General features: G+C 51.6%; 15 protein-coding genes. 7 read left to right on the top strand and 8 right to left on the bottom strand.

The annotated features are described in order from the left end of the window. The first annotated feature begins 11 nt into the window (after window positions 1-11). From IEX86_RS17840 to IEX86_RS17810, 7 genes are all read left to right on the top strand, one after another. On the top strand, window positions 12-335 hold the full coding sequence (locus tag IEX86_RS17840; protein WP_188867485.1) for a sarcosine oxidase subunit delta: 324 nt from the start codon (window positions 12-14) through the stop codon (window positions 333-335). Continuing rightward, window positions 332-3,349 carry a sarcosine oxidase subunit alpha gene (locus IEX86_RS17835; RefSeq protein WP_188867484.1) on the top strand — a complete coding sequence of 1,006 codons (3,018 nt, stop codon included), beginning with the start codon at window positions 332-334 and terminating at the stop codon, window positions 3,347-3,349. Before IEX86_RS17840 ends, IEX86_RS17835 begins: the two co-directional genes overlap by 4 nt. Next, the gene (locus IEX86_RS17830) at window positions 3,342-3,974 is read left to right on the top strand and encodes a sarcosine oxidase subunit gamma (protein ID WP_188867483.1); all 633 of its coding nucleotides are present in this window, start codon (window positions 3,342-3,344) and stop codon (window positions 3,972-3,974) included. Before IEX86_RS17835 ends, IEX86_RS17830 begins: the two co-directional genes overlap by 8 nt. A 184-nt stretch (window positions 3,975-4,158) precedes the next feature. Beyond that, window positions 4,159-5,016 carry a formyltetrahydrofolate deformylase gene (gene purU, locus IEX86_RS17825; protein WP_188867482.1) on the top strand — a complete coding sequence of 286 codons (858 nt, stop codon included), beginning with the start codon at window positions 4,159-4,161 and terminating at the stop codon, window positions 5,014-5,016. A 344-nt stretch (window positions 5,017-5,360) separates the two neighbouring features. Beyond that, entirely contained in the window at window positions 5,361-6,560 is a 1,200-nt protein-coding gene (gene fdhA / locus IEX86_RS17820) for a formaldehyde dehydrogenase, glutathione-independent (protein WP_188867481.1), read from the top strand. A gap of 105 nt (window positions 6,561-6,665) precedes the next feature. Further along, on the top strand, window positions 6,666-6,962 hold the full coding sequence (locus tag IEX86_RS17815; protein WP_188867480.1) for a YciI family protein: 297 nt from the start codon (window positions 6,666-6,668) through the stop codon (window positions 6,960-6,962). 506 nt (window positions 6,963-7,468) lie between these two features. Next, entirely contained in the window at window positions 7,469-8,521 is a 1,053-nt protein-coding gene (locus IEX86_RS17810; protein ID WP_188867479.1) for an acyltransferase family protein, read from the top strand. A gap of 454 nt (window positions 8,522-8,975) precedes the next feature. Here the strand turns inward: IEX86_RS17810 and IEX86_RS17805 are convergent, their stop codons facing one another. The 8 genes from IEX86_RS17805 to IEX86_RS17770 all read right to left on the bottom strand — a co-directional run bounded on the left by IEX86_RS17805 (window position 8,976) and on the right by IEX86_RS17770 (window position 19,155). Further along, window positions 8,976-10,091: a polysaccharide biosynthesis/export family protein gene (locus IEX86_RS17805; protein WP_188867478.1), complete on the bottom strand. Its 1,116-nt coding sequence runs from the start codon at window positions 10,089-10,091 to the stop codon at window positions 8,976-8,978. A 286-nt stretch (window positions 10,092-10,377) separates the two neighbouring features. Further along, window positions 10,378-11,613 (bottom strand): flippase, encoded by a 1,236-nt coding sequence (locus tag IEX86_RS17800; protein ID WP_188867477.1) that lies wholly within the window; start codon window positions 11,611-11,613, stop codon window positions 10,378-10,380. 74 nt (window positions 11,614-11,687) lie between these two features. Then, window positions 11,688-12,953, bottom strand: a complete 1,266-nt coding sequence (locus tag IEX86_RS17795; RefSeq protein WP_229685403.1) for a hypothetical protein — start codon at window positions 12,951-12,953, stop codon at window positions 11,688-11,690. A gap of 90 nt (window positions 12,954-13,043) precedes the next feature. Beyond that, on the bottom strand, window positions 13,044-13,805 hold the full coding sequence (locus IEX86_RS17790) for a WecB/TagA/CpsF family glycosyltransferase (RefSeq protein WP_188867475.1): 762 nt from the start codon (window positions 13,803-13,805) through the stop codon (window positions 13,044-13,046). Then, window positions 13,798-14,673: a glycosyltransferase family 2 protein gene (locus tag IEX86_RS17785; protein ID WP_188867474.1), complete on the bottom strand. Its 876-nt coding sequence runs from the start codon at window positions 14,671-14,673 to the stop codon at window positions 13,798-13,800. Before IEX86_RS17785 ends, IEX86_RS17790 begins: the two co-directional genes overlap by 8 nt. A gap of 191 nt (window positions 14,674-14,864) precedes the next feature. Next, window positions 14,865-17,087 (bottom strand): polysaccharide biosynthesis tyrosine autokinase, encoded by a 2,223-nt coding sequence (locus IEX86_RS17780; protein WP_188867473.1) that lies wholly within the window; start codon window positions 17,085-17,087, stop codon window positions 14,865-14,867. 17 nt (window positions 17,088-17,104) lie between these two features. Further along, window positions 17,105-17,542 carry a low molecular weight protein-tyrosine-phosphatase gene (locus IEX86_RS17775; RefSeq protein WP_188867472.1) on the bottom strand — a complete coding sequence of 146 codons (438 nt, stop codon included), beginning with the start codon at window positions 17,540-17,542 and terminating at the stop codon, window positions 17,105-17,107. Window positions 17,543-17,736: 194 nt separating this feature from the next. Further along, on the bottom strand, window positions 17,737-19,155 hold the full coding sequence (locus tag IEX86_RS17770) for an undecaprenyl-phosphate glucose phosphotransferase (protein ID WP_188867471.1): 1,419 nt from the start codon (window positions 19,153-19,155) through the stop codon (window positions 17,737-17,739). Between the last annotated feature and the right edge of the window lie 898 nt (window positions 19,156-20,053).

Below are 20,053 nucleotides of genomic sequence, written 5' to 3'. Positions count from 1 at the left end.
GAGCCCTGATCATGTTGCACATCCAATGCCCTCACTGTGGGGAACTGCGCTCCGAAGAGGAATTTCATGCGGCAGGCCAGGCGCATATCCCGCGCCCGCTGGACCCGGACAATTGCACCGATGCGGAGTGGGGCGACTACATGTTTTTCCGCGACAACCCACGCGGTATCCACCATGAACTGTGGGTTCACGCTACCGGGTGCCGCCGCTATTTCAACGTGACCCGCAATACGGAAACCTACGAGATTCTCGAAACGTACAAGATTGGCGAGCAACCACAGGTAAACGGCAAGCCGGTCGTGGTGGCCAAGGCTATCGAAGGAGAAACCGTATGAGTCAGGTCAATCGCCTTACCCACGGTGGCCGGATCGATCGTCGCCAGCCGTTGACCTTTACCTTCAATGGCCAGCGCTACCAGGGCTTTGCTGGCGATACGCTGGCGTCGGCCCTGTTGGCCAATGGTGTCGACGTCATCGGGCGCAGTTTCAAATATTCCCGCCCGCGCGGCATCGTGGCCGCCGGGGCTGAAGAGCCCAATGCCATCATGCAGATCGGCTCTACCGAGGCCACCCAAATCCCTAATGTGCGCGCAACCCAGCAACCTCTCTACGCGGGACTGGTAGCCGCCAGCACCAATGGCTGGCCGAGCGTGAACAATGACCTGATGGGCATTCTTGGCAAGGTCGGCGGCAAGATGATGCCGCCCGGTTTCTACTACAAGACGTTCATGTACCCGCAAAACCTGTGGCTGACGTATGAGAAGTACATCCGCAAGGCGGCGGGGCTGGGTCGTGTGCCGACCGAAATCGACCCGGACAGCTATGACCACATGAACCAGCATTGTGACGTACTGGTGGTCGGTGCCGGACCTGCCGGTCTGGCCGCAGCGTTGGCCGCTGCACGTAGCGGAGCCCGCGTCATCCTCGCTGACGAGCAGGAAGAGTTTGGCGGCAGCCTGCTCGACACGCGCGAGCTACTGGATGGCCAGCCCGCCGCCGATTGGGTTGCTAAGGCCATCGCAGAGCTGGACGCCACCCCCGACGTGACCCTGCTATCACGGGCAACCGTCAACGGCTATCACGATCATAATTTTCTAACCATTCACCAGCGTCTCACAGATCATCTGGGCGAAAAGGCCCCGATGGGACAGGTGCGCCATCGAGTGCACCGGGTCCGCGCCAAGCGTGTCGTTCTGGCGAGTGGTGCCCATGAGCGTCCATTGGTATACGCCAACAATGACCTGCCCGGAAACCTGGTGGCAGGTGCCGTCTCCACGTATGTACGTCGCTATGGCGTCGCGCCGGGACAAAAGCTGGTGCTGTCCACCAACAATGATTATGCCTACCGTGTCGCGCTGGACTGGCTGGAAGCAGGGCGCGAAGTCGTTGCTATCGCCGATGCACGCCAGAATCCGCGTGGAGCCTGGGTCGAAGAAGCGAGGGCGAAGGGGATTCGCGTCCTGACCGGCGCCGCGGTTACCGAGGCCCGAGGCTCAACGCGCGTGAGCGGCGCGCGCGTCGCCGCTATCGACATCAAGGGGTTCCGTACCACCAGCCCGGGTGAATGGCTGAACTGCGACCTGATTGCCACATCCGGTGGTTACAGCCCTGTGGTGCACCTGGCATCCCACTTGGGCGGGCGCCCTCTATGGCGCGAGGATATCCAGGCGTTCGTGCCGGGCCCGGCTCCGCAAAAACGCGTCTGTGCTGGCGCAGTGAATGGCGTGTTCGCCTTGGGCGACGTGCTGGCTGATGGCTTTGAAGCAGGCGCTACGGCTGCCGGCGAGGCGGGTTTGAAGCCGGTAGCCGGTGAAGTGCCCCGGGCGGAGCACCGCTTCGAAGAGCCCTCGCTGGCACTCTTCCAGGTGCCTCACGAAAAATCCACGGCCCGCGCACCCAAGCAGTTCGTCGATCTGCAAAATGACGTGACGGCAGCGGGTATCGAGCTGGCGTGCCGTGAGGGTTTCGAGTCCATCGAGCACGTCAAGCGCTACACCGCCCTGGGTTTTGGCACCGACCAGGGCAAGCTAGGCAACATCAACGGCCTCGCTATCGCCGCGCGCGTACAAAACAAGGCGATTCCCGAAGTCGGCACTACCATGTTTCGCCCTAACTACACACCGGTCACGTTCGGTGCCGTCGCTGGTCGCCACTGCGGCCATCTCATGGAGCCGGTACGTTTCACCGCCCTTCATGGCTGGCACGTCAAGCAGGGTGCCTTGTTTGAAGATGTTGGTCAGTGGAAGCGTCCCTGGTACTTCCCCAAGGCCGGAGAGGATCTGCATGCCGCTGTGGCCCGTGAATGCAAGGCAGTACGTGAAAAGGTCGGCATCCTTGATGCCTCGACCCTCGGCAAGATCGATATTCAAGGGCCGGACGCCCGTGAATTTCTTAACCGCGTCTATACCAATGCCTGGACCAAGCTGGAGGTCGGCAAGGCCCGTTACGGCCTGATGTGCAAGGAAGATGGCATGGTCATGGACGATGGCGTCACGGCCTGTCTGGCCGACAACCACTTCCTGATGACCACCACGACCGGCGGCGCCGCGCGTATCCTCGAATGGCTGGAGCTCTACCACCAGACCGAATGGCCGGACCTAAAAGTGTATTTCACCTCCGTGACTGACCATTGGGCGACCATGACCCTGTCTGGTCCGGAAAGCCGTAACCTGCTCGCTGAGCTGACCGACATCGACCTTGACAAGGATGCGTTCCCCTTCATGAGCTGGAGGGAAGGCACCGTGGGCGGCGTACCGGCTCGGGTGTTCCGCATCTCCTTTACCGGCGAGCTGTCCTACGAAATTAACGTCCAGGCCGATTATGCAATGGGCGTATGGGAGCAGCTGATAGAGGCTGGCAAGAAGTACGGCCTAACACCCTACGGTACCGAAACCATGCACGTGCTGCGGGCCGAGAAGGGGTTCATTATCGTGGGTCAGGATACTGATGGCTCCGTCACCCCACAGGACTTGGGCATGGGCTGGGCCGTCAGCATGAACAAGCCGTTCTCCTTTATCGGTAAGCGCGGCATGAATAGGCAGGATTGCCTCAAGGCAGACCGCAAGCAGCTGGTGGGCCTCAAGCCGGTCAATCCCAAGGCGGTTCTGCCGGAAGGCGCACAGCTGGTGTTCAACACCCAGCAGCCGATTCCAATGACCATGATAGGACACGTCACCTCCAGCTACTACAGCGCCTCGATGGGCTTTGGCTTCGCCTTGGCGGTCGTAAAGGGCGGCCTGGGCAAGATGGGACAAAAGGTCTACGCCGCGCTCAGGGATGGCACCTTCGTCGAAGCCGAAATTGTTTCTTCCGTGTTCTACGATCCGAAAGGGGAGCGTCAGCATGTCTAACGTGAACGTTTACCAGCAGCGTCCCACCAGCGCTGCACGCGCCGAATCCCCCTTGTTCCATGCTGAGCTCGACAAGCTGGCGGGCCGGAGCGTCGGCAGCGCAGGTGTAACCTTGCGCGAGAAAAAGCTGCGGGGCCATTTGGTCCTGCGGGGAGAAGCCAGCGATACCGGTTTTACCGGGGCGGTCGAATCCGTTCTGGGGTTGAAGCTGCCCGTCGCCTTGGGCCTGACCGTAAAAGGCGAAACCTCCCTGCAATGGTTGGGGCCGGACGAGTGGCTGCTGATCGTTCCGCAGGACGAGGAGTACACCGCCGAGCTGAGCCTTCGTGAGGCCATCGGCGATCGGCATATTTCCATCGTCAATGTCAGCGGTGGCCAGACCTTATATGAACTGACAGGGCCGGGTGTACGCAGCGTGTTGATGAAGTCTACATCCTACGATGTTCATCCCAGCAATTTCCCGGTGGGTAAAGCCGTCGGGACGGTATTTGCCAAATCTCAGCTGGTCATCAGGCACACCGGTGAGGAGACGTGGGAACTGGTCGTTCGACGCAGCTTCGCCGACTACATCTGGCTCTGGTTACAGGACGCCAGCGCCGAATACGGGCTGGCCATCGCCAGCTGACAGGGTACGGACGCAGGATGGGTTGTGCGTATCGATCCCATCCTTCCGTGAACTAACCATTTGGCTGGATACCACAGGTTAAACGTATACATTTGATCAGTAAGGTGCGTGGGGCGCAGCGATACCTGCGTTCCTGGCCCCAGGTTATTCAACCCACAACATCCAACCTATTCGGTAGCTATCCATGAGCCGCACCCCTGATACCTGGATTCTCACTGCCCAGAGCCCAAGCCGACTGGGGACCGTGGACGTCGTGACCCGCTTTCTGTTCGAACAGCAGTGCTACGTCACCGAACATCACTCCTTTGATGACCGCTTGGCGGCGCGCTTTTTTATCCGCGTGGAGTTCAAAGCGCCGGCCGCCTTCGACGAGAACGCCTTTCGTGCCGGTCTTGCCGATGCCCTGGGCCCGTTCGATATGCAGATGGAGCTGACCGCGCCGGGCTACCGCCCAAAGGTGGTGATCATGGTGTCCAAGGCCGATCATTGCCTGAACGACTTGCTCTATCGCCAGCGGATCGGCCAATTGCCGATGGATGTGGCCGCGGTGATTTCCAACCACCCGGACCTTGAACCCCTGGCCCGCTGGCATGGCATTCCCTACCACCACTTTCCGCTGGATCCCCACGACAAGCCCGCCCAGGAAGCCCGCGTCTGGCAGGTGTTGCAGGATACCCAGGCGGAGCTGGTCGTGCTTGCACGCTATATGCAGGTGCTTTCACCCGAGCTGTGCCGCCGTCTCGATGGCTGGGCAATCAACATCCATCACTCCCTACTGCCGGGCTTCAAGGGCGCCAAGCCCTATCACCAAGCCTATCAGAAGGGGGTAAAGCTGGTGGGTGCCACCGCCCATTACGTCAATAACGATCTCGACGAAGGGCCGATCATCGCCCAGGGTGTAGAGAGCGTTGATCATGCATATTACCCGGAAGACCTTGTGGCCAAAGGCCGAGATATTGAATGCCTGACCTTGGCCCAGGCCGTGGGGTATCACCTGGAACGCCGCGTCTTCCTGAATGCCAACCGGACGGTGGTGCTATAGCCTGCCACCTTTCATGTCACTACGAACGCTTTTCTCACAAGGATAGGTTGAGCCTTGTAGGTCGGCTCTGGCAGCGCGATGAATTAAGACGTGCAGGATGGGTTGAGCAACGCGCGATACCCATCAAGAGCAGTCCAAACGATAACCCGTACAAAAGTAGAAGTTGCCGCTTTCCGTGCGCTCACCGCACGCTTTCATTGACGTTCGGCTCGCGTTTTCTACGCTCAAGATACCCGCCGCAGAAGGGCTTAAGCGTAGCGCTACCCATAGCATTCACTGTTGTACCGCTTTTTATGAACCAACGCCCGCTCATGGGCTTACTACAACAACAAGAGGAACCGCGTATGTCAGGCAATCGAGGCGTCGTCTACCTGGGCGCTGGAAAAGTCGAAGTACAGAATATTCCCTTCCCCAAAATGGAAACGCCGCAGGGGCGTCAAATTGATCACGGTGTGATCCTGCGGGTAGTCTCTACCAATATCTGCGGCTCCGACCAGCACATGGTGCGCGGCCGTACTACAGCGCCCGAAGGGCTCGTACTAGGCCACGAAATTACTGGCGAAGTGATCGAAGCAGGCAGGGGCGTGGAAACCCTTAAAGTAGGTGATCTCGTCTCGGTCCCCTTCAACGTAGCCTGTGGCCGTTGCCGCACTTGCAAGGAACAGCACACCGGCGTCTGCCTTTCGGTAAACCCCTCCCGTGCTGGCGGCGCCTACGGCTATGTGGATATGGGCGGCTGGGTAGGTGGCCAAGCGGAATATGTCATGGTGCCCTACGCCGATTTCAATCTACTCAAACTCCCTTACCGTGATCGGGCCATGGAAAAGATCCGTGATCTAACCTGCCTCTCGGATATTCTGCCTACCGGCTATCACGGGGCAGTCACTGCAGGCGTTGGGCCAGGCAGCACAGTTTATGTTGCGGGCGCAGGTCCTGTCGGGCTCGCCGCCGCTGCTTCAGCGCGCCTGTTAGGGGCTGCGGTCGTCATCGTGGGTGACGTCAATCCGGTACGTCTGGCTCATGCCAAAGCACAAGGCTTCGAAATCGCTGACCTGTCTCAGGATACTCCACTACACGAGCAGATCGCTGCGCTCTTGGGCGAGCCGGAGGTGGATTGTGCCGTGGACGCGGTTGGCTTCGAGGCCCGCGGGCACGGCCATTCAGGGTCGCAGCACGAGGCGCCGGCCACAGTCCTCAACTCACTGATGGGTGTTACACGTGTGGCTGGCAAGATCGGTATTCCAGGCCTCTACGTGACAGAAGATCCCGGCGCAGCTGACCAGGCGGCCAAACAAGGTAGCCTGAGCATTCGCTTCGGCCTCGGCTGGGCTAAATCCCACAGCTTCCATACCGGGCAAACGCCTGTCATGAAATACAACCGGCAGTTAATGCAAGCCATCATGTGGGACCGTATCAAGATTGCAGACATCGTAGGTGTCGAGGTAATTACTCTGGATGACGCACCCAAGGGCTATAGCGAATTTGATGCAGGCGTACCCAAGAAGTTTGTGATTGATCCGCACGCTTTGTTCCGCGCGGCATAACACGGTTGGCGAGGCATAAGGACATGCCTCTTTGATCGATACGCTTTACTCAGGGCTTGGTCATGCAGGTATGCTAGGGAGACGCTATCAACCAAGGAAAACGCCATGCCTTTTTTGATCGAAACCTGGGATAAACCGGATACTGCTCAATTACGCCAGGATAATCGTCCTGCGCATCTGGATTTCCTCCGTGAAAATGCCGCCAAGCTTCTCGCCTGTGGAGCCAAGCTTGATGATGAGGGTACAAACGCCAGCGGAAGTGTCTACATCGTAGATGTCGAGACCCGTGAAGAGGCTGAAGCCTTTTTGGCACAGGATCCCTTCAGTCAGGTCGGTCTGCCGGAAAAGGTCAATATCGTACGTTGGCGCAAAGCAGTCCTGGATGGGAAAGCCTTTGTTTAACGCTTGATGCCCATAGCGTGTCTGCAGTTACGGTTGGTTAAAAAGTAATCTGACTGCAGATGCGTGCCGCTGAAAAGTAGGACCGTTTATCTTTTGTAATGAGTTTCACTCAAAAAAATTAGATAACTCCGAACGATATGAATATTGATCTGTCCTTATCCTGCCTTAACTCACTAAAAAATTGATATCATTACGATATCGTTTCTGTCGTTTAGTTTGATAGTTGGCAAATAAGTACTGCTAAGCGGCCTGACAGAGCGCTATTTCACGGGTTTTCAAGTAACTACAGTAATATCCATTGAAAACGGCTGTGTCCTTTCAAGCTTGAAAGCTGTGCGTTAGTCAGCTTAGGGCACTTAGAAAGTGATTCAGTTCAAATACAAGTCAAGTATTGAGTGAATATAAAAACCGGAGGGCTTTTAGTGGCCTATTCTCTCGGGTCAGTGGATTAATAGTGGCTGATATCCAGGCGATATCATATGTATTGATTTAAGGAAGGGCGCCTAATGAGCATTACTAAACCCGAAAAAGATTTAAGGATCGAAACTATCAGGGGGTTGGCGCTATTTTTAATGGTAGCCGGTCACGTCATTGGCAGTTCGGGCGACCAAGGCATGAAAGTCGCAGATGATTCACTTCTCCGCTATCTCTACGACTCGCTTGTTTATATTCGCATGCCGCTCTTCACCGCCATCTCGGGCTACGTGTATGCCCTGAGGCCTGTCACCTCTGCAAGCTCCCTACCTCGTTTCTATCAGGGTAAATTTCGCAGAATCCTGATTCCGATGATCGTTGTCTCAACGCTCTTCTTCATATCGCAGGCGGTGGTACCCAATACCAACACGAAGCCAGAATGGAGCGACATATTCAGCATCTATTTCTTCAGCTATGCCCATTTCTGGTTTTTGCAGTCGATTTTCTGCATCTTTGTCATGATTGCTCTGATGGAGAAATTCAGCCTGCTGTCTTCTTTCAGGAATTACCTGATCATCCTTTGCATAGCGCTGGTGGGCTCCTTGCACTATGAAGTGTTCCCTGATTTCTTCTGCTTGTACAAAGCTATCCAGTTGCTTCCCTTCTTCCTTCTGGGACTCGGGCTTTATCGCTTCGCGGATCAACTGAATACTGCCCCCAAGCAATTGGTTATTGCCGTAATACTGGCTGTACTGGTTGTTGTTGATCAGGCTTACCTATGGAATCAGCTCTCTATCAGCGACCGTGGGATGGATTATGTCGGGACTGCTTTAGGGCTTACCGCTATCTACATGATCATCACTCGCCGGGTTTATTTCAAACCGTTAGCGTGGTTGGGCTATTTCTCTTTCGAGATTTACTTATTCCATGTATTCGGAACGGCAGGTAGCCGTATCGTACTTAACAAATTAGCTATCCATGATGTATGGATTACTTTTGCAGTAAGTATGGTGTTGGGGCTTATCCTACCGGTGGCACTCAAGAAAGCAGTAGGTCGCTTCAGTCTTCTTAATTTGGCATTCTTTGGTGCACAGACGAAGAAGAAGCCAACAATAAAGATGCAAGAAAAAGTTTCTTTGGGTTAAATTCCCCTGTTAACTAAAAAGCCCAACTTTAACGTTGGGCTTTTTAGTGTCTGCTACATGCTTATTTCAATAAAGCCAAAGAGCATATCCTGGATATCTTGAGCTCTTTTTTAATAGTTTAAGAAGTCTAGAGTTCTAGTCTACTCTTTTGTATGGAGCAGATGTAGAGGCACAAATCATACCGTGCGTTGACGTATTAATGATCAAAGCTATATGTGCTAAGTTCTGTACGAAAAGTATCTGCGCATCGGTGATGCTTCGTTAAAAATCGATTCGGAATGCTCATTTACAACACATTCCGCTTACTTACCGATTTTTGCCTCGCCTGACCTTCGCTCGAAGACTTTTCGTATAGAACCTAGCTAAGACATCGTCCTTTACGGATGAAGGTGTTTTATGGAGGCATAAAAAAGCCCTTCAAACGAAGGGCTTCTTGATCATCCAGAAAGCTTCTTTATTTGAGGCTCTGGTTGAGGTTTGCAGTAGAGCTAAGAACGTTCGAGGAGCCCAGTAGCTGGCTGACGAAGCGGTTCCAACGGGTGATTCCGGCAGGCCCTACGAATACAACGTCTTGCGGTTGCAACGCAAAGTGCTGTGCCAGAACAAAAGCCGTGGGAGAAGAGGCGCTCAGGTGGAACACTTGAGCTTTTGCCGATGGGGAAGAGTTGAAGTTCTCCGGACCGCGGATGACATAAACTTCATCCGCATCGGCAGTTTCCTGGTTCAAACCGCCTGCTTGGCCAAGTGCATCCATCAGCGTCAGGCTGGTGGTCTTGAAGCTGGTTGCCAGCGGACTTCTTACTTCACCCATCACGTAAACCTTGCGGTTGTCGTTATAGGGCAGGTGGATGCTATCGCCATCCTTGAGGTATACACCGTATAGCTTGGAGTCCTTACGGTTCAGTGTATCGGCATCCAGGCGGTATTCCTTGCCGTCACGTACCAGCGTCAGGCCACTAAGGTCGGCTGTTTGGGTATCAACGCTTGCCTGACCGAGCGCTTCGACCAGGGTCAGCGGAACAGTTGTCAGCGGGATGGCGTCAGCTTTGGTAAATGCACCTGATAGCGTCACCTTCTGGCTACCAAAGCGCAGCACGCTCACATCGACCTGAGGATTATCGATAAAGGTGGCCAGACGAGTCGAGATAACCTTACGAATCTCTTCGAGTGTCTTGCCTTCCGCTGTCAGCGTGCCTACATACGGATAGAAAATAGTGCCGTCAGGACGTACCAGGCGACCGTTGGCCTCGATCTGCTGCTGGGAGCCAGACGGAGCAGTCAGCTCAGGGTGATCCCATACAGTGATGTAAAGCAGATCTGCTTTGCCTACGCGATAGGCAGATGGCTGATACTTGAGTAGTTCCTGCCAGTTTCCAGTGTTTACAGTCGTCGAATTAACAGAATCCTGGTTTTTCAAATAAGCTGATGTGATAGGAATCAGCTCAACCTTTGTCCCCTCAATGGAGCCGTTGGTCTTCAAGTCATCCCGGTGCAGGTATTGGCCTGGAGACCATACGCAGCCCTGCAGAAGCAGGGTAGAAAGGAGTGCAAGGGTAAAGGTACGTTTCATCTATTTTCTTCCTTGATCGCTGTAAAAAAGTTATTAAAACTTTGTACCGATCGATTTATAAGCGTCAGAACGTGTTTGGGCATAAGAAACTTTATGAATCATGTAGGCCTGTGGCGCGCCTGGCGCTGGATAATTCGGGGCAGCTCCGTATCCAACCAAACCATACATATCAGCGCAGGCTGTGACAGAGACTTAAAAAATTAGTTCACTTTTGCTGAAACACTCTTTCCGAAGGTAAATCGATCAGATTTTTAGGTTTATCTTACTGATATATGTCAATAAGCTACTAGCTGATTTTTCGTGACATAACTTCCAGAGCGATAAAGTCAACGGCTACTCTTATTGACCATGCAATAGCTGCTCCCTGGATAGAGAATAACTGTATGCACACTACTAGCAAGCCTATGTAAGGCAGAAGTTCAGCCATATGGATAAAGGCTGTAATTTTCGAATGCCCCTTGGCCTGGATTTTGGCAAATGGAATTTGTGCCAGTGCGTTAAAAATAAACCCAATCAGAAGGATGCGCAGTACTTGTGCACCTTCCTGTCCATACTCTGGCCCCATCCATAAGGTCATGACCATGGGTGCAAGTATGAATAAAGGTAGCACCATGACTATACAGGCAGCGAGCAGTGCCCAGAATGCTCGGTTAGCTTGAGCTGTGGCATCAGCCGAGCGTTTGCTGAGTAGCGGAAAAATAACCCGAGCAACAGCATTGGGAATGATCAGCATACGAGAGATGGCTTCAGAGGGCGCTGTGTAAAAAGAAACACGTTGAGCGCCAATCATGTTGGACAGGATGAAGCGGTCAAAGTAGACCATGACAGGACTGATGATGTTGCTCACAGTCATCCAGCTGCCAAACGCAAAAAGCTCTTTGAAGATACTTTTTTCAAACTTGTAAAAGCCAGGGGGAAACTCTCGCCAACAAGGAATAAACGCTACGGCCATAGAAATAAGACGAGCTATGACAAGCCCTATTGCCGTCGCGGTAAAGGACTCATCAATGAGTACGGCTATTAAAGGAGAAATAGCCAGAATTGAATTGGTGATGGTTCGCAGTAGGTTGAACTCTGCAAACCGCTCATTACCTTCCAGGTAGGAAAACCAAATCATGGTTAGCAAAAAGGGTGGAATTGAAAGGCTTAGCCACTTGAAGCCAGCCACTGCTACATCAACATTTTCTGCTGAAACGTGGAGTACAGAAACAAGCTCTCCAGCACCTAGCCATAACAGGAGCACCGCAAGGATGCTTAGCCCTATCACGGCATAGGTCGCCGTCGCGATAACCGACTTGTTTTTTTCAACATTGCCATGGTGCATGGCCACTGCCCGGATAACGGCTCGTGTCAGTCCTGCGTCGAAAATGGTGGCGTAACCTACGATGGCAAACGCCAGAGTAAACAGGCCGAATTGCTCAATACCTAACTTCCGAGAAAGAACGCCCATGGTAGGGAGTGCAATGAGACTTGGAATGACTACACCCAGAATGTTCCAGGTGCTGTTTTTCAGCATTGTCATGGAGAAGGCTCTTTTGTACAGAAAGCCTGTCTGCCCTGGTTAGGCAGACAGGCGGGGGAGGGGAGCAGTGCGGTCTATCTAAAGCTGGGCTGCATTAGAGGATGTTCTTCAACGTAAGGATCCAGCGCAGGACTTTCTGTGTTTCGATGGAAAGCCTTTAATGCTTGAATCACCAGCAGGAAAGCAATAGTTGCCTGCATGTACTCGAAAATACCCTGAAGCGGCCAGATCACCATATACGCCAGCAGGGCAGTAATGGTGAAGCTGGTATCAGGGTGCAGGCGCTTGGCAAAGTAGTAGTAGCAGAACAGGGTCAGCGGAATGATCAGGAAGGCCAGGAAGCCAAATCTGAACAGTGTGCCAAATATCCCAACGTCGGAAAGGAAGAAGTACTCACCGAAATGGGGAATAAAGCCATTGTTCCACATCAAAGACAAAGAACCGCTGGGTAACCAATTATTCGCATGCAAATGACCAAAGATATAACCGATCGTTTGTTCGCGGACATTATCGGAAGGGCCGTTTTCGAGCGATTCGGCATAGAAATCGAGATTGAGTCCAAGCTCCTTTAACAGGTCCGGGAACAGGTAAAGAGGAGAAATCAAAATACCTGATACCACAATCCAGATGACCGACTTGCTCTTCAGGCACAGCAACGTGAAGCAGAGAGAGAGGAAGATCAGCTGGCGAGTTTGTGTTGCAAAGACCAATGTCAGCAAAATAAAGCAGGCGAACACAATATAAGGCGTCTTGGATCTAGGGGAGCCATCGATCGGAGACATGCCTTTGTTCCATACCTGGATGCAGTAGAAGTAGGTCATGCACTGAGCTAACGCACCGATTGAGGAGCGATCCGGCCGGTCAAAAGACGCTACTTTATCTCGCAGATCTGGCAATACGGAAAACTTGAACATCCACGCCAGAATGCACGCCATGAAACCTACAAACAGGAATGCCTTTTCAAATTGAGCAGCACTCATGTTCCGGGCAAGGTAAAGCATGACGGAAAAAGTGAAGCAATACAGTATGCGACGCTCTTCGATAATCCCGTATATCAATGGTTGCCCATAGTAGAGATTCGAGAAAATCGCTGGCAGCAGAATGAAGATAACCGACGAGTAAGCGCAGTATGTCAAAAGGATTTTCAAGTCCTTTTGCTCTTTTCCTACAGAGGCCAGTAGATAAACTGCTGTAAACGCTAAACAAATAACCAGATACAACTCGCTGACATACAGGATGCCAATCGGGTTATGAGGTGTTTCTTCGAAAATACCAAAATGTAATACGAAGACGAAAATTAATAATATGAAGTAGGCACCGCTTTTGCTTACTGCTCTCATATTGCTTCCCATCCAGCATAACGTTGCATTCCATTCAGCATGGCTGTCTTCCCTGTCCTCAGACTGGCCAAAAAATGCAGTCGCAATCGATTAATTTACTTCTTCACTACTGCTTCTTCTTCCTGATCTTTCTTTCAAATAGATAGGAAGAATATGGGTGGCGTCATGAATGTAACGACGTACCAAGCGCTGAGGCTCCGATAGCATTCTGTGCAACCATTCGATACGGGCTTTTTGCATCCAGACAGGCGCACGTTTCAGGCTGCCGGTAGCAAACAGGATCGACGCTCCGATACAAAGGCCAACACCTGTGCGTTTAGTGGCATCAACCATGCTAGCCAGCATTTCCTGCCGTGGTGCACCCACAGCGTAGAAAATGAGATCTGAAGGGTTGGCATAGATAAAGTCGAGGCACTTCTGCACTTCATCAGGCTTGTTGATAAAACCCATTGGAGGGTTGTAGTGATTCAGCTGGACGCCGGGATACAGCGTCTTGAGCTTTGCTACATCCTTCTCTTCCGAGCCAATCAGCGTAATGGATAAGTTTTCCTGGTCAGCCTTTTTCAGAAGCGAGACAGTAAGATCGCTGCCTGTGATGACTTCCTTGATCTCAATGCCCAGCGATTTAAGCAAGGGCGACAAGATACGGCTATCGCAAACGCGCTTGTCAGCGGTGCGATATGCTTTTTGCAGGTTCTCGTTTTCCTGAAATTGAACGACGTGATCAATATTTGGAGTAACGATGTAGGTGTAAGGTTTTTTCAGGCTGGCTGAAATATCTTTCAGCAGCTCATCCTTGGTGCCCAGGAAAAAGTCGATACCAAATGCCTGGCTTACTACTCCATTAGACATGCATTGTTGCCCCTTTGAATGCGCCTTTGATACCCGACCAGGCTAGCTTTGGACTCTTGTATTCCTTCAGTACGGTTATGCCGGATAGGAAAACCGCAGACATAAGTGCATACGGTGAGCCATAGAATTTCTTGTTGAAGCGAGTAGCGGCGCGGTTACGGAAGTAATAGTAAAACTCTGACTTCCCGCCTGAACTCATGGAGCCATAGTGATAGAGCTGGCTATCTGGCGCGACATACAGTGCAATGCCGTGCTTTTTCGCTTGATGCTGCCAATCTACTTCCTCGGAATACATGAAGTAAGACTCATCCATGTAACCAACTTCATCCAGCATCGCAGCATTAAAGGCCAAGCTGCAGCCCATGATGTAATCCGGCTCACGGTTAAGCTGGCCGATCTCATCTATGGACAATCCTTTGCCAAGCAATTTGGACTTGCCTAACAGGGGATACATGATCCCGCCGCCATAGCATTCAATCTTTCCTGTCTGTGAGCTCAGGATGACTGAACCGGCAATGGTTCTTTTATCAGCGGTGATTTTTTCCAGCAGCGGCTTGAAAGCGTCGTCTTTAACATAGGCATCGTTGTTGAGAATCCAGAAGTTCTCAACCTTGAAATGTTCACGTGCCCATTTCATGCCAAAGTTGTTGCCGCCTGCGTAGCCACTGTTAACAGGGCTGGCAATGACAGAAACCCGATCTATGTTTTGGGTTTCTTTCCATTCCTTCATTGCTTCGTAGGAGCCATCCTTGGAGTCGTTATCTATAAGAACAACATGATCAATTGTCTTACAGAAACCAAGAATGCTTTCAGCGCAGGAAATACTTTCTTGCGGAGCCTTGTAGTTCAGCACCATTGCAATGTTCATATCGATATCCCTTTAGCTTAGAAAATCAATTTACTGATCTGAAACAGTCAAAAGCCTTGAAATAACGTAGGAGCTCAAAGAGCTCCTACCTGTGGACTTTTATGCTTCATTGTTCAATTGAAGCTTTCTCATGCTATGCATGGTGCTTTTCAGTCCCATTCCATGTCTGCAAGCGATGCCTATGACAGGCTTCAGCTCTTGCTTGGTCTCTCATAGGCGTACTGATAGTTGCCGTAAGAGGAATAGTTGGAAGCTTTACGTTCTACGGCGTTCAGAATCACACCCTTGAGCGGTATACCATTGAGGTCGAAGCGACGCTTGGTTGCTTCAAGCTCCTTAGCGCTGTTCATGCCAAAGCGGGCTACGATCAAGCTGGTACCTACATGAGCACCAATGATGGCGGCTTCGGTCACGGCTAGGATCGGCGGTGTATCGATAATCACGATGTCATACAGGTCGCCCAGTTGCTTCAGAACGGTGGTGAAGCGATGGCTCATCAACAGTTCGGAAGGGTTAGGCGGGAACTGGCCACAAGACATGAAATCAAGCATGTCGACTTCAGTTTTCTTGATGGCATCATTGATCGCGATACGGTTGCTCAACAGGTCAGACAGGCCGTCCTTCTGCTTCACATTGAAGACCTTGTGCATATAGCCTTTGCGCATGTCCCCGTCGATCAGCAGAACGCGCTGACCAGACTCAGCAATGACAGCTGCCAGGTTGGACGAGACGAAAGACTTACCCACATCAGGGCTTGGGCCCGAGATCATCAGAATGTTGTTTTTGGCTTCGATCATGGCGAAGTGCAGACTGGTACGCAGACTACGCAATGCCTCGGTGCTCAGATCTGTAGGATGAGCAATGGACAGCAGCGCCGACTCGCCAATCTTGCGGGAGCCTCGGCCAAAAAGCTTCTCGGATTCAGACTGGTTGCGGCTATACGGAATCGATGCGTAGACCGGTAGGCCCAGTTGTTCAATGGCTTCAGGTGTTTCGATACCGCGCTTGAGGGTATGACGGGTATAGATAACGGCGAGGCCCAACAGGCAGCCCAGAACCAACGCAGCAACAACGATCAGCGGCTTATTGGGGCTTGCAGGATCATCGATGTTTGCGTTTGCGTTATCGATGATACGGACGCTACCAACGGTACCCGCACGAATAACATCAAGCTCCTGCACCTTATTCATCATAAGGGTGTAGGTCTGGCTCGTTACATCGACATCGCGTCGCAGGCGCAGCAGTTCCTGCTGAGTAGAAGGCAGGTTGCCTACGCGCTTTTCAAGCTTGTCCTTTTCAACCTCCAGCTGGCGTAGCTGGCCAAGTACTGCCTGGAACGCCGGGTGCTGAGTAGTGAACTTGCGGCTCATCTCAACACGCTTAAGGTTTAGCTCGGAAATCTGGCCATCCAGCGAAACGATTTGATCCAGAACGCCCTTGGTTTCGCTGTCGATATCAACAGAGCGGCGAGTGGTCTGGTACTCGTTCAGTGCACGCTGCGCGTCTTCCAGTTCTTTCTTGACAGAAGGAATCTGACTGCGCAGGAACTCAAGGCTCTGAGTCGATTCTGCTGCGTTACGGTCGATGTTCTGGGCTACATACAGGTCGATCACTTCCTGAACGATACGCTGAGCGCGCAGAGGATCAGAGTCCTGCAGAGCAACAGACAGAATGCCTGACTGCTTGCCACGTTCGCCTGCGCTGATGCGGCCTTGGTATTCCTGAATCGTTCTAGACAGTCGCTTCTTTACAACTGTGAATTCAGTGCCAGGACGCGCCTGCAGCTTACTGACCTGAATGAAGTAACCGTCTTGCTCGACAGGCTGGTTAACCGTCCCGTGTAGCAGGATCTGGTTGTCAGCATCGAAAACAGTGAAGCTCTGGTTTTCTTCAACCTTCAGTGTCATGGGTTTGTCTTGAGCGCTGTCAGGTACACGCAGCTCAGCAACTTCCACATCTTCGCCGCCCCAGGCAAAGCTGTTCAGGCCTAGAACAGGGGAGGCGACTTCGCCTTCGCTTTCAGGTTTGAAATGACGAGCCGCATAACCACCAAAGATAGGGAAGTACTTGGGCGTTACGACAACATCCAGATGAAGGTTCTTGACCGTGTTACCAATCACCAGGCGGGATTTAAGCAACTCGATCTCAGTCACTGCCTCTGGAAGTGGCGGTGGCATGCCGGAGGTTTGATCGGTCAGGCGTGTTACACCTTTCTTTTCTTCGATCTGCAGCATTGCATTGGATGCATACATGGGCGTAGCCAGCATGGCATAAGCAATACCGAGGAAAGTGAAGATACCGATAATGGAAAGAAGCTGCCATTTGTAATCAATTAGGATTCCAAACAGTGCTGAAAAATTAATATCGGTATCGTTCTTAACTTCAGTGGCCGTAAAACGAGGCATCGTGGTCATGAAATTCCTTCTTCCCCTTATCTAATGTATGGAAGCCAGCTATCTACGCATTTTGCTAAAAGTATATGTACTTCTTTGAACATTTCTTTTGAGAGGCGGTATGGATCGGGTACCTCGCGGTTATTCACCCATTTACCAATCAGAAAAACTCTCCCTTTGATTTCTGGCGCCATACTTTCAACAGAACGAGAATGAAATTCTTCCATCGTCAAAATAAGGTCTGCCTTCCGAAGCATTTCTGCATCCGCTTGGCGAGCTTTATGTGTCGATAGCTCAAATCCGTTTTCTCTTAGTACTTCTTGAGCCGTACTATCCATAGGGCGGCCTACCAATGCACCAATGCCCGCTGAACTAACTTCTATATTCCGCCCTTTCAGGCCTTCCCTTAGAAGTGTTTCGGCCATTGGACTTCTGCAAATATTTCCAACGCAAACCACTAAAACTGACTTAATCATGAAAACTCTTCCAGACGGGAAATCAGATGCTCTTGATGGCATTTGCCAATCGTATCTGGAGCTCACCCTGACATGTCTTCCGCATCTGAACTCCTACTGGGATTCGATCAGGCAAGCTCTGACATCTCTACCTTAGAAAGTTCAGCTGTTGCCCGGCCCAATCACCTTCCGGTGGTCAGGCCCGGCAGCAGTTCTCAGTAAGCGTTCTTATTAATGAAGCCTTTAAAGAGAGTCAGGAAGATGATTTTGACGTCCCACCAGAAGGACCAGTGGTGGATGTAGTCCAGATCAAACTCGATGCGCTTTTGCATCTTGTCCAGGGTATCTGTCTCGCCACGCCAGCCATTGACTTGGGCCCATCCCGTGATGCCGGGTTTGACCTTGTGGCGCAGCATGTAGCCTTGAACCAGCTTGCGGTACTGTTCGTTGTGAGCAACCGCATGAGGTCTTGGGCCTACAATCGACATCTCTCCACGCAATACATTAATGAACTGGGGAAGCTCATCGAGTGATGTGCGTCGTAGGAACGAGCCAAAGGGTGTGATACGGCTATCGTTCTTGGTCGCCTGCGTAACCTTCTCGCCATTTTCCATGACTTTCATGCTACGGAACTTCCATACCTCGATCGGCTTGCCGTCCATGCCGTAGCGCTTCTGGCGGAAGAACACCGGGCCAGGAGAGGACAGCTTGATGCCGATAGCAATAACCAGCATAGGGATGGAAATGATCGACAGGATAATCAGGGATAGAACGATATCTTCGATGCGCTTGACGATCAGGCTGGCGCCATCCATAGGCGTATCGAAGATACTAATGCTGGGAAGACCATCGATGCTCTCACTACGGGCGTGTAGCAGATGGAACATGAAGACATCAGGGATGATATAGACCGAAGCAGTCGTATCGCTGAGTTCCTGTACCAGCCAGTTGATGTGCTCCTGGTGCGCCATGCTTAGGGTTATATAGACCTTGTCGATATAACCTGCGCGAGCATCATCTACCAATTGCTCCAGATTACCGCGAATCGAAAAGCCGGGCTCGCTGCGGTTAAGTTCAGGATGGTCAAGCGGGTTCTCAACATAGAAACCGAGCAGTTGCAGTCCCATCCATGGTGCTCTGTCGATTGTATGAGCAAGGCGTTGGCCGATTTTGTCGGCACCTACGATGGCCACTCTACGAGTGTTGAATCCGGCCTTGCGTAGAGAGTGCATGATGGAGCGCAGCAGCATCCGATATCCGCATAGGCCGATCAGCGAAAGGGCCAGCCATGCTTTCATGGTGCTACTGATTAAAAAAGATTCGTTAAAAAAGAAATAATCAACCATGAAAACAGTTGAGAATGTTAATACCCAATAAGTTGATATTTTTATTAGTTCATTGGATATTCTTTCACCACGCCATGAAAGATACATTTGATTCATTTCGGTTAGGAAATGAAATATCAAAAGAGCAAGGAATACTACTACCCAGTGCTCAGGCTTCATGGGGACACCAGGAATTACGGAGCCAGCCAAATAAGCTGTTCCAGAAATTACTGTTAAATCTAACAAGCGATGTGATAGAGAGATCGCTGATGAATTCGAATGTAAAATACCACGTTCTTTAAAATTCATAGTTCCATCCTTGTGCATATACGTATGCACGAACTTCAACAGGACCGAATAGTCATGGACAACGATCGATGAACGTTCGTAGTCGATAACAACCGAACGTGTTTAGGATTTCATCGCGCTGACTCAGGGAGTGCTTCAACGGTGACTATAGCCGTCGGTAGGACCGCCCGAAGATTCAAAGGTTCCTTGCCCCCTATGCCTGCGATAACTGGTTATTGATTCATTCAAGGGGCAAAAGATGAAGAGGTGGTTATAGTCCCTTTAAAGGGTGAATTGGATCACCTTTTAATGGTTAAAATTGAGTGGACGTTCAAATTTCATACGCGATCAAGTACTGATAAACGGTTCCCTACAGGGATAAAAGGTCTCTGTGGATATGTTACAAAATTTGGAAAGTCTTCTCACGTACTGCTAGCCAGCTGATGTGCGGACTAAGGAAGGCTAATGTCAGATACCTGAAGGCATCAGAACAGTACTCAAGAAGATCCCGGGTTTATAGCGTGCGAATGCGATTGTTGGTCCTCTATATAGAGATGCTAAGGGAAATGCCTACAACAGACGAGTCTAGACCAGTGCTGCTTTGCTCATGTCGTACCAGCTACTGCCTGAAACCATAATGCAGTTAGCAGCGTTAGCCTTATAGGGTGGAAGTTGTAAGAGCATTGGTCAGGCCGGCCGTACTGTTTTGAAATAACCGGAAAGGTAGGCCAGGAACATAGCCAGTGGTCAGGCTTGCTCCTTCATTAATTTAAGGCCAGACATAAGTAGCAGAATGCCTAGAAGGAAAAATGGTCTAGCTCAAGGCAACCTGCTTTCCTGCACCAGTCTCTGTGCGAGCCTGGTCAGAGCTATAAAGGTGCAGATGAGGCTATATTATAAAGAGGAAGGCCGCTAACAT

Origin of the sequence: Pseudomonas asuensis (genome assembly GCF_014646755.1) — a bacterium.
Taxonomy (GTDB): Bacteria; Pseudomonadota; Gammaproteobacteria; order Pseudomonadales; family Pseudomonadaceae; genus Chryseomonas; species Chryseomonas asuensis.
Note: the sequence above shows the minus strand (reverse complement) of the source record. Positions and strands in the feature narration are given on the sequence as shown.

Coding starts and splice junctions, on each gene's coding strand:
- IEX86_RS17795 (WP_229685403.1), bottom strand. CDS start 12,953: ATGAGAGCAGTAAGCAAAAGCGGTGCCTACTTCATATTATTAATTTTC.
- IEX86_RS17800 (WP_188867477.1), bottom strand. CDS start 11,613: ATGACAATGCTGAAAAACAGCACCTGGAACATTCTGGGTGTAGTCATT.
- IEX86_RS17830 (WP_188867483.1), top strand. CDS start 3,342: ATGTCTAACGTGAACGTTTACCAGCAGCGTCCCACCAGCGCTGCACGC.
- IEX86_RS17815 (WP_188867480.1), top strand. CDS start 6,666: ATGCCTTTTTTGATCGAAACCTGGGATAAACCGGATACTGCTCAATTA.
- purU (WP_188867482.1), top strand. CDS start 4,159: ATGAGCCGCACCCCTGATACCTGGATTCTCACTGCCCAGAGCCCAAGC.
- IEX86_RS17775 (WP_188867472.1), bottom strand. CDS start 17,542: ATGATTAAGTCAGTTTTAGTGGTTTGCGTTGGAAATATTTGCAGAAGT.
- IEX86_RS17835 (WP_188867484.1), top strand. CDS start 332: ATGAGTCAGGTCAATCGCCTTACCCACGGTGGCCGGATCGATCGTCGC.
- IEX86_RS17785 (WP_188867474.1), bottom strand. CDS start 14,673: ATGAACATTGCAATGGTGCTGAACTACAAGGCTCCGCAAGAAAGTATT.
- IEX86_RS17805 (WP_188867478.1), bottom strand. CDS start 10,091: ATGAAACGTACCTTTACCCTTGCACTCCTTTCTACCCTGCTTCTGCAG.
- IEX86_RS17780 (WP_188867473.1), bottom strand. CDS start 17,087: ATGACCACGATGCCTCGTTTTACGGCCACTGAAGTTAAGAACGATACC.
- fdhA (WP_188867481.1), top strand. CDS start 5,361: ATGTCAGGCAATCGAGGCGTCGTCTACCTGGGCGCTGGAAAAGTCGAA.
- IEX86_RS17790 (WP_188867475.1), bottom strand. CDS start 13,805: ATGTCTAATGGAGTAGTAAGCCAGGCATTTGGTATCGACTTTTTCCTG.
- IEX86_RS17810 (WP_188867479.1), top strand. CDS start 7,469: ATGAGCATTACTAAACCCGAAAAAGATTTAAGGATCGAAACTATCAGG.
- IEX86_RS17770 (WP_188867471.1), bottom strand. CDS start 19,155: ATGAATTTTAAAGAACGTGGTATTTTACATTCGAATTCATCAGCGATC.
- IEX86_RS17840 (WP_188867485.1), top strand. CDS start 12: ATGTTGCACATCCAATGCCCTCACTGTGGGGAACTGCGCTCCGAAGAG.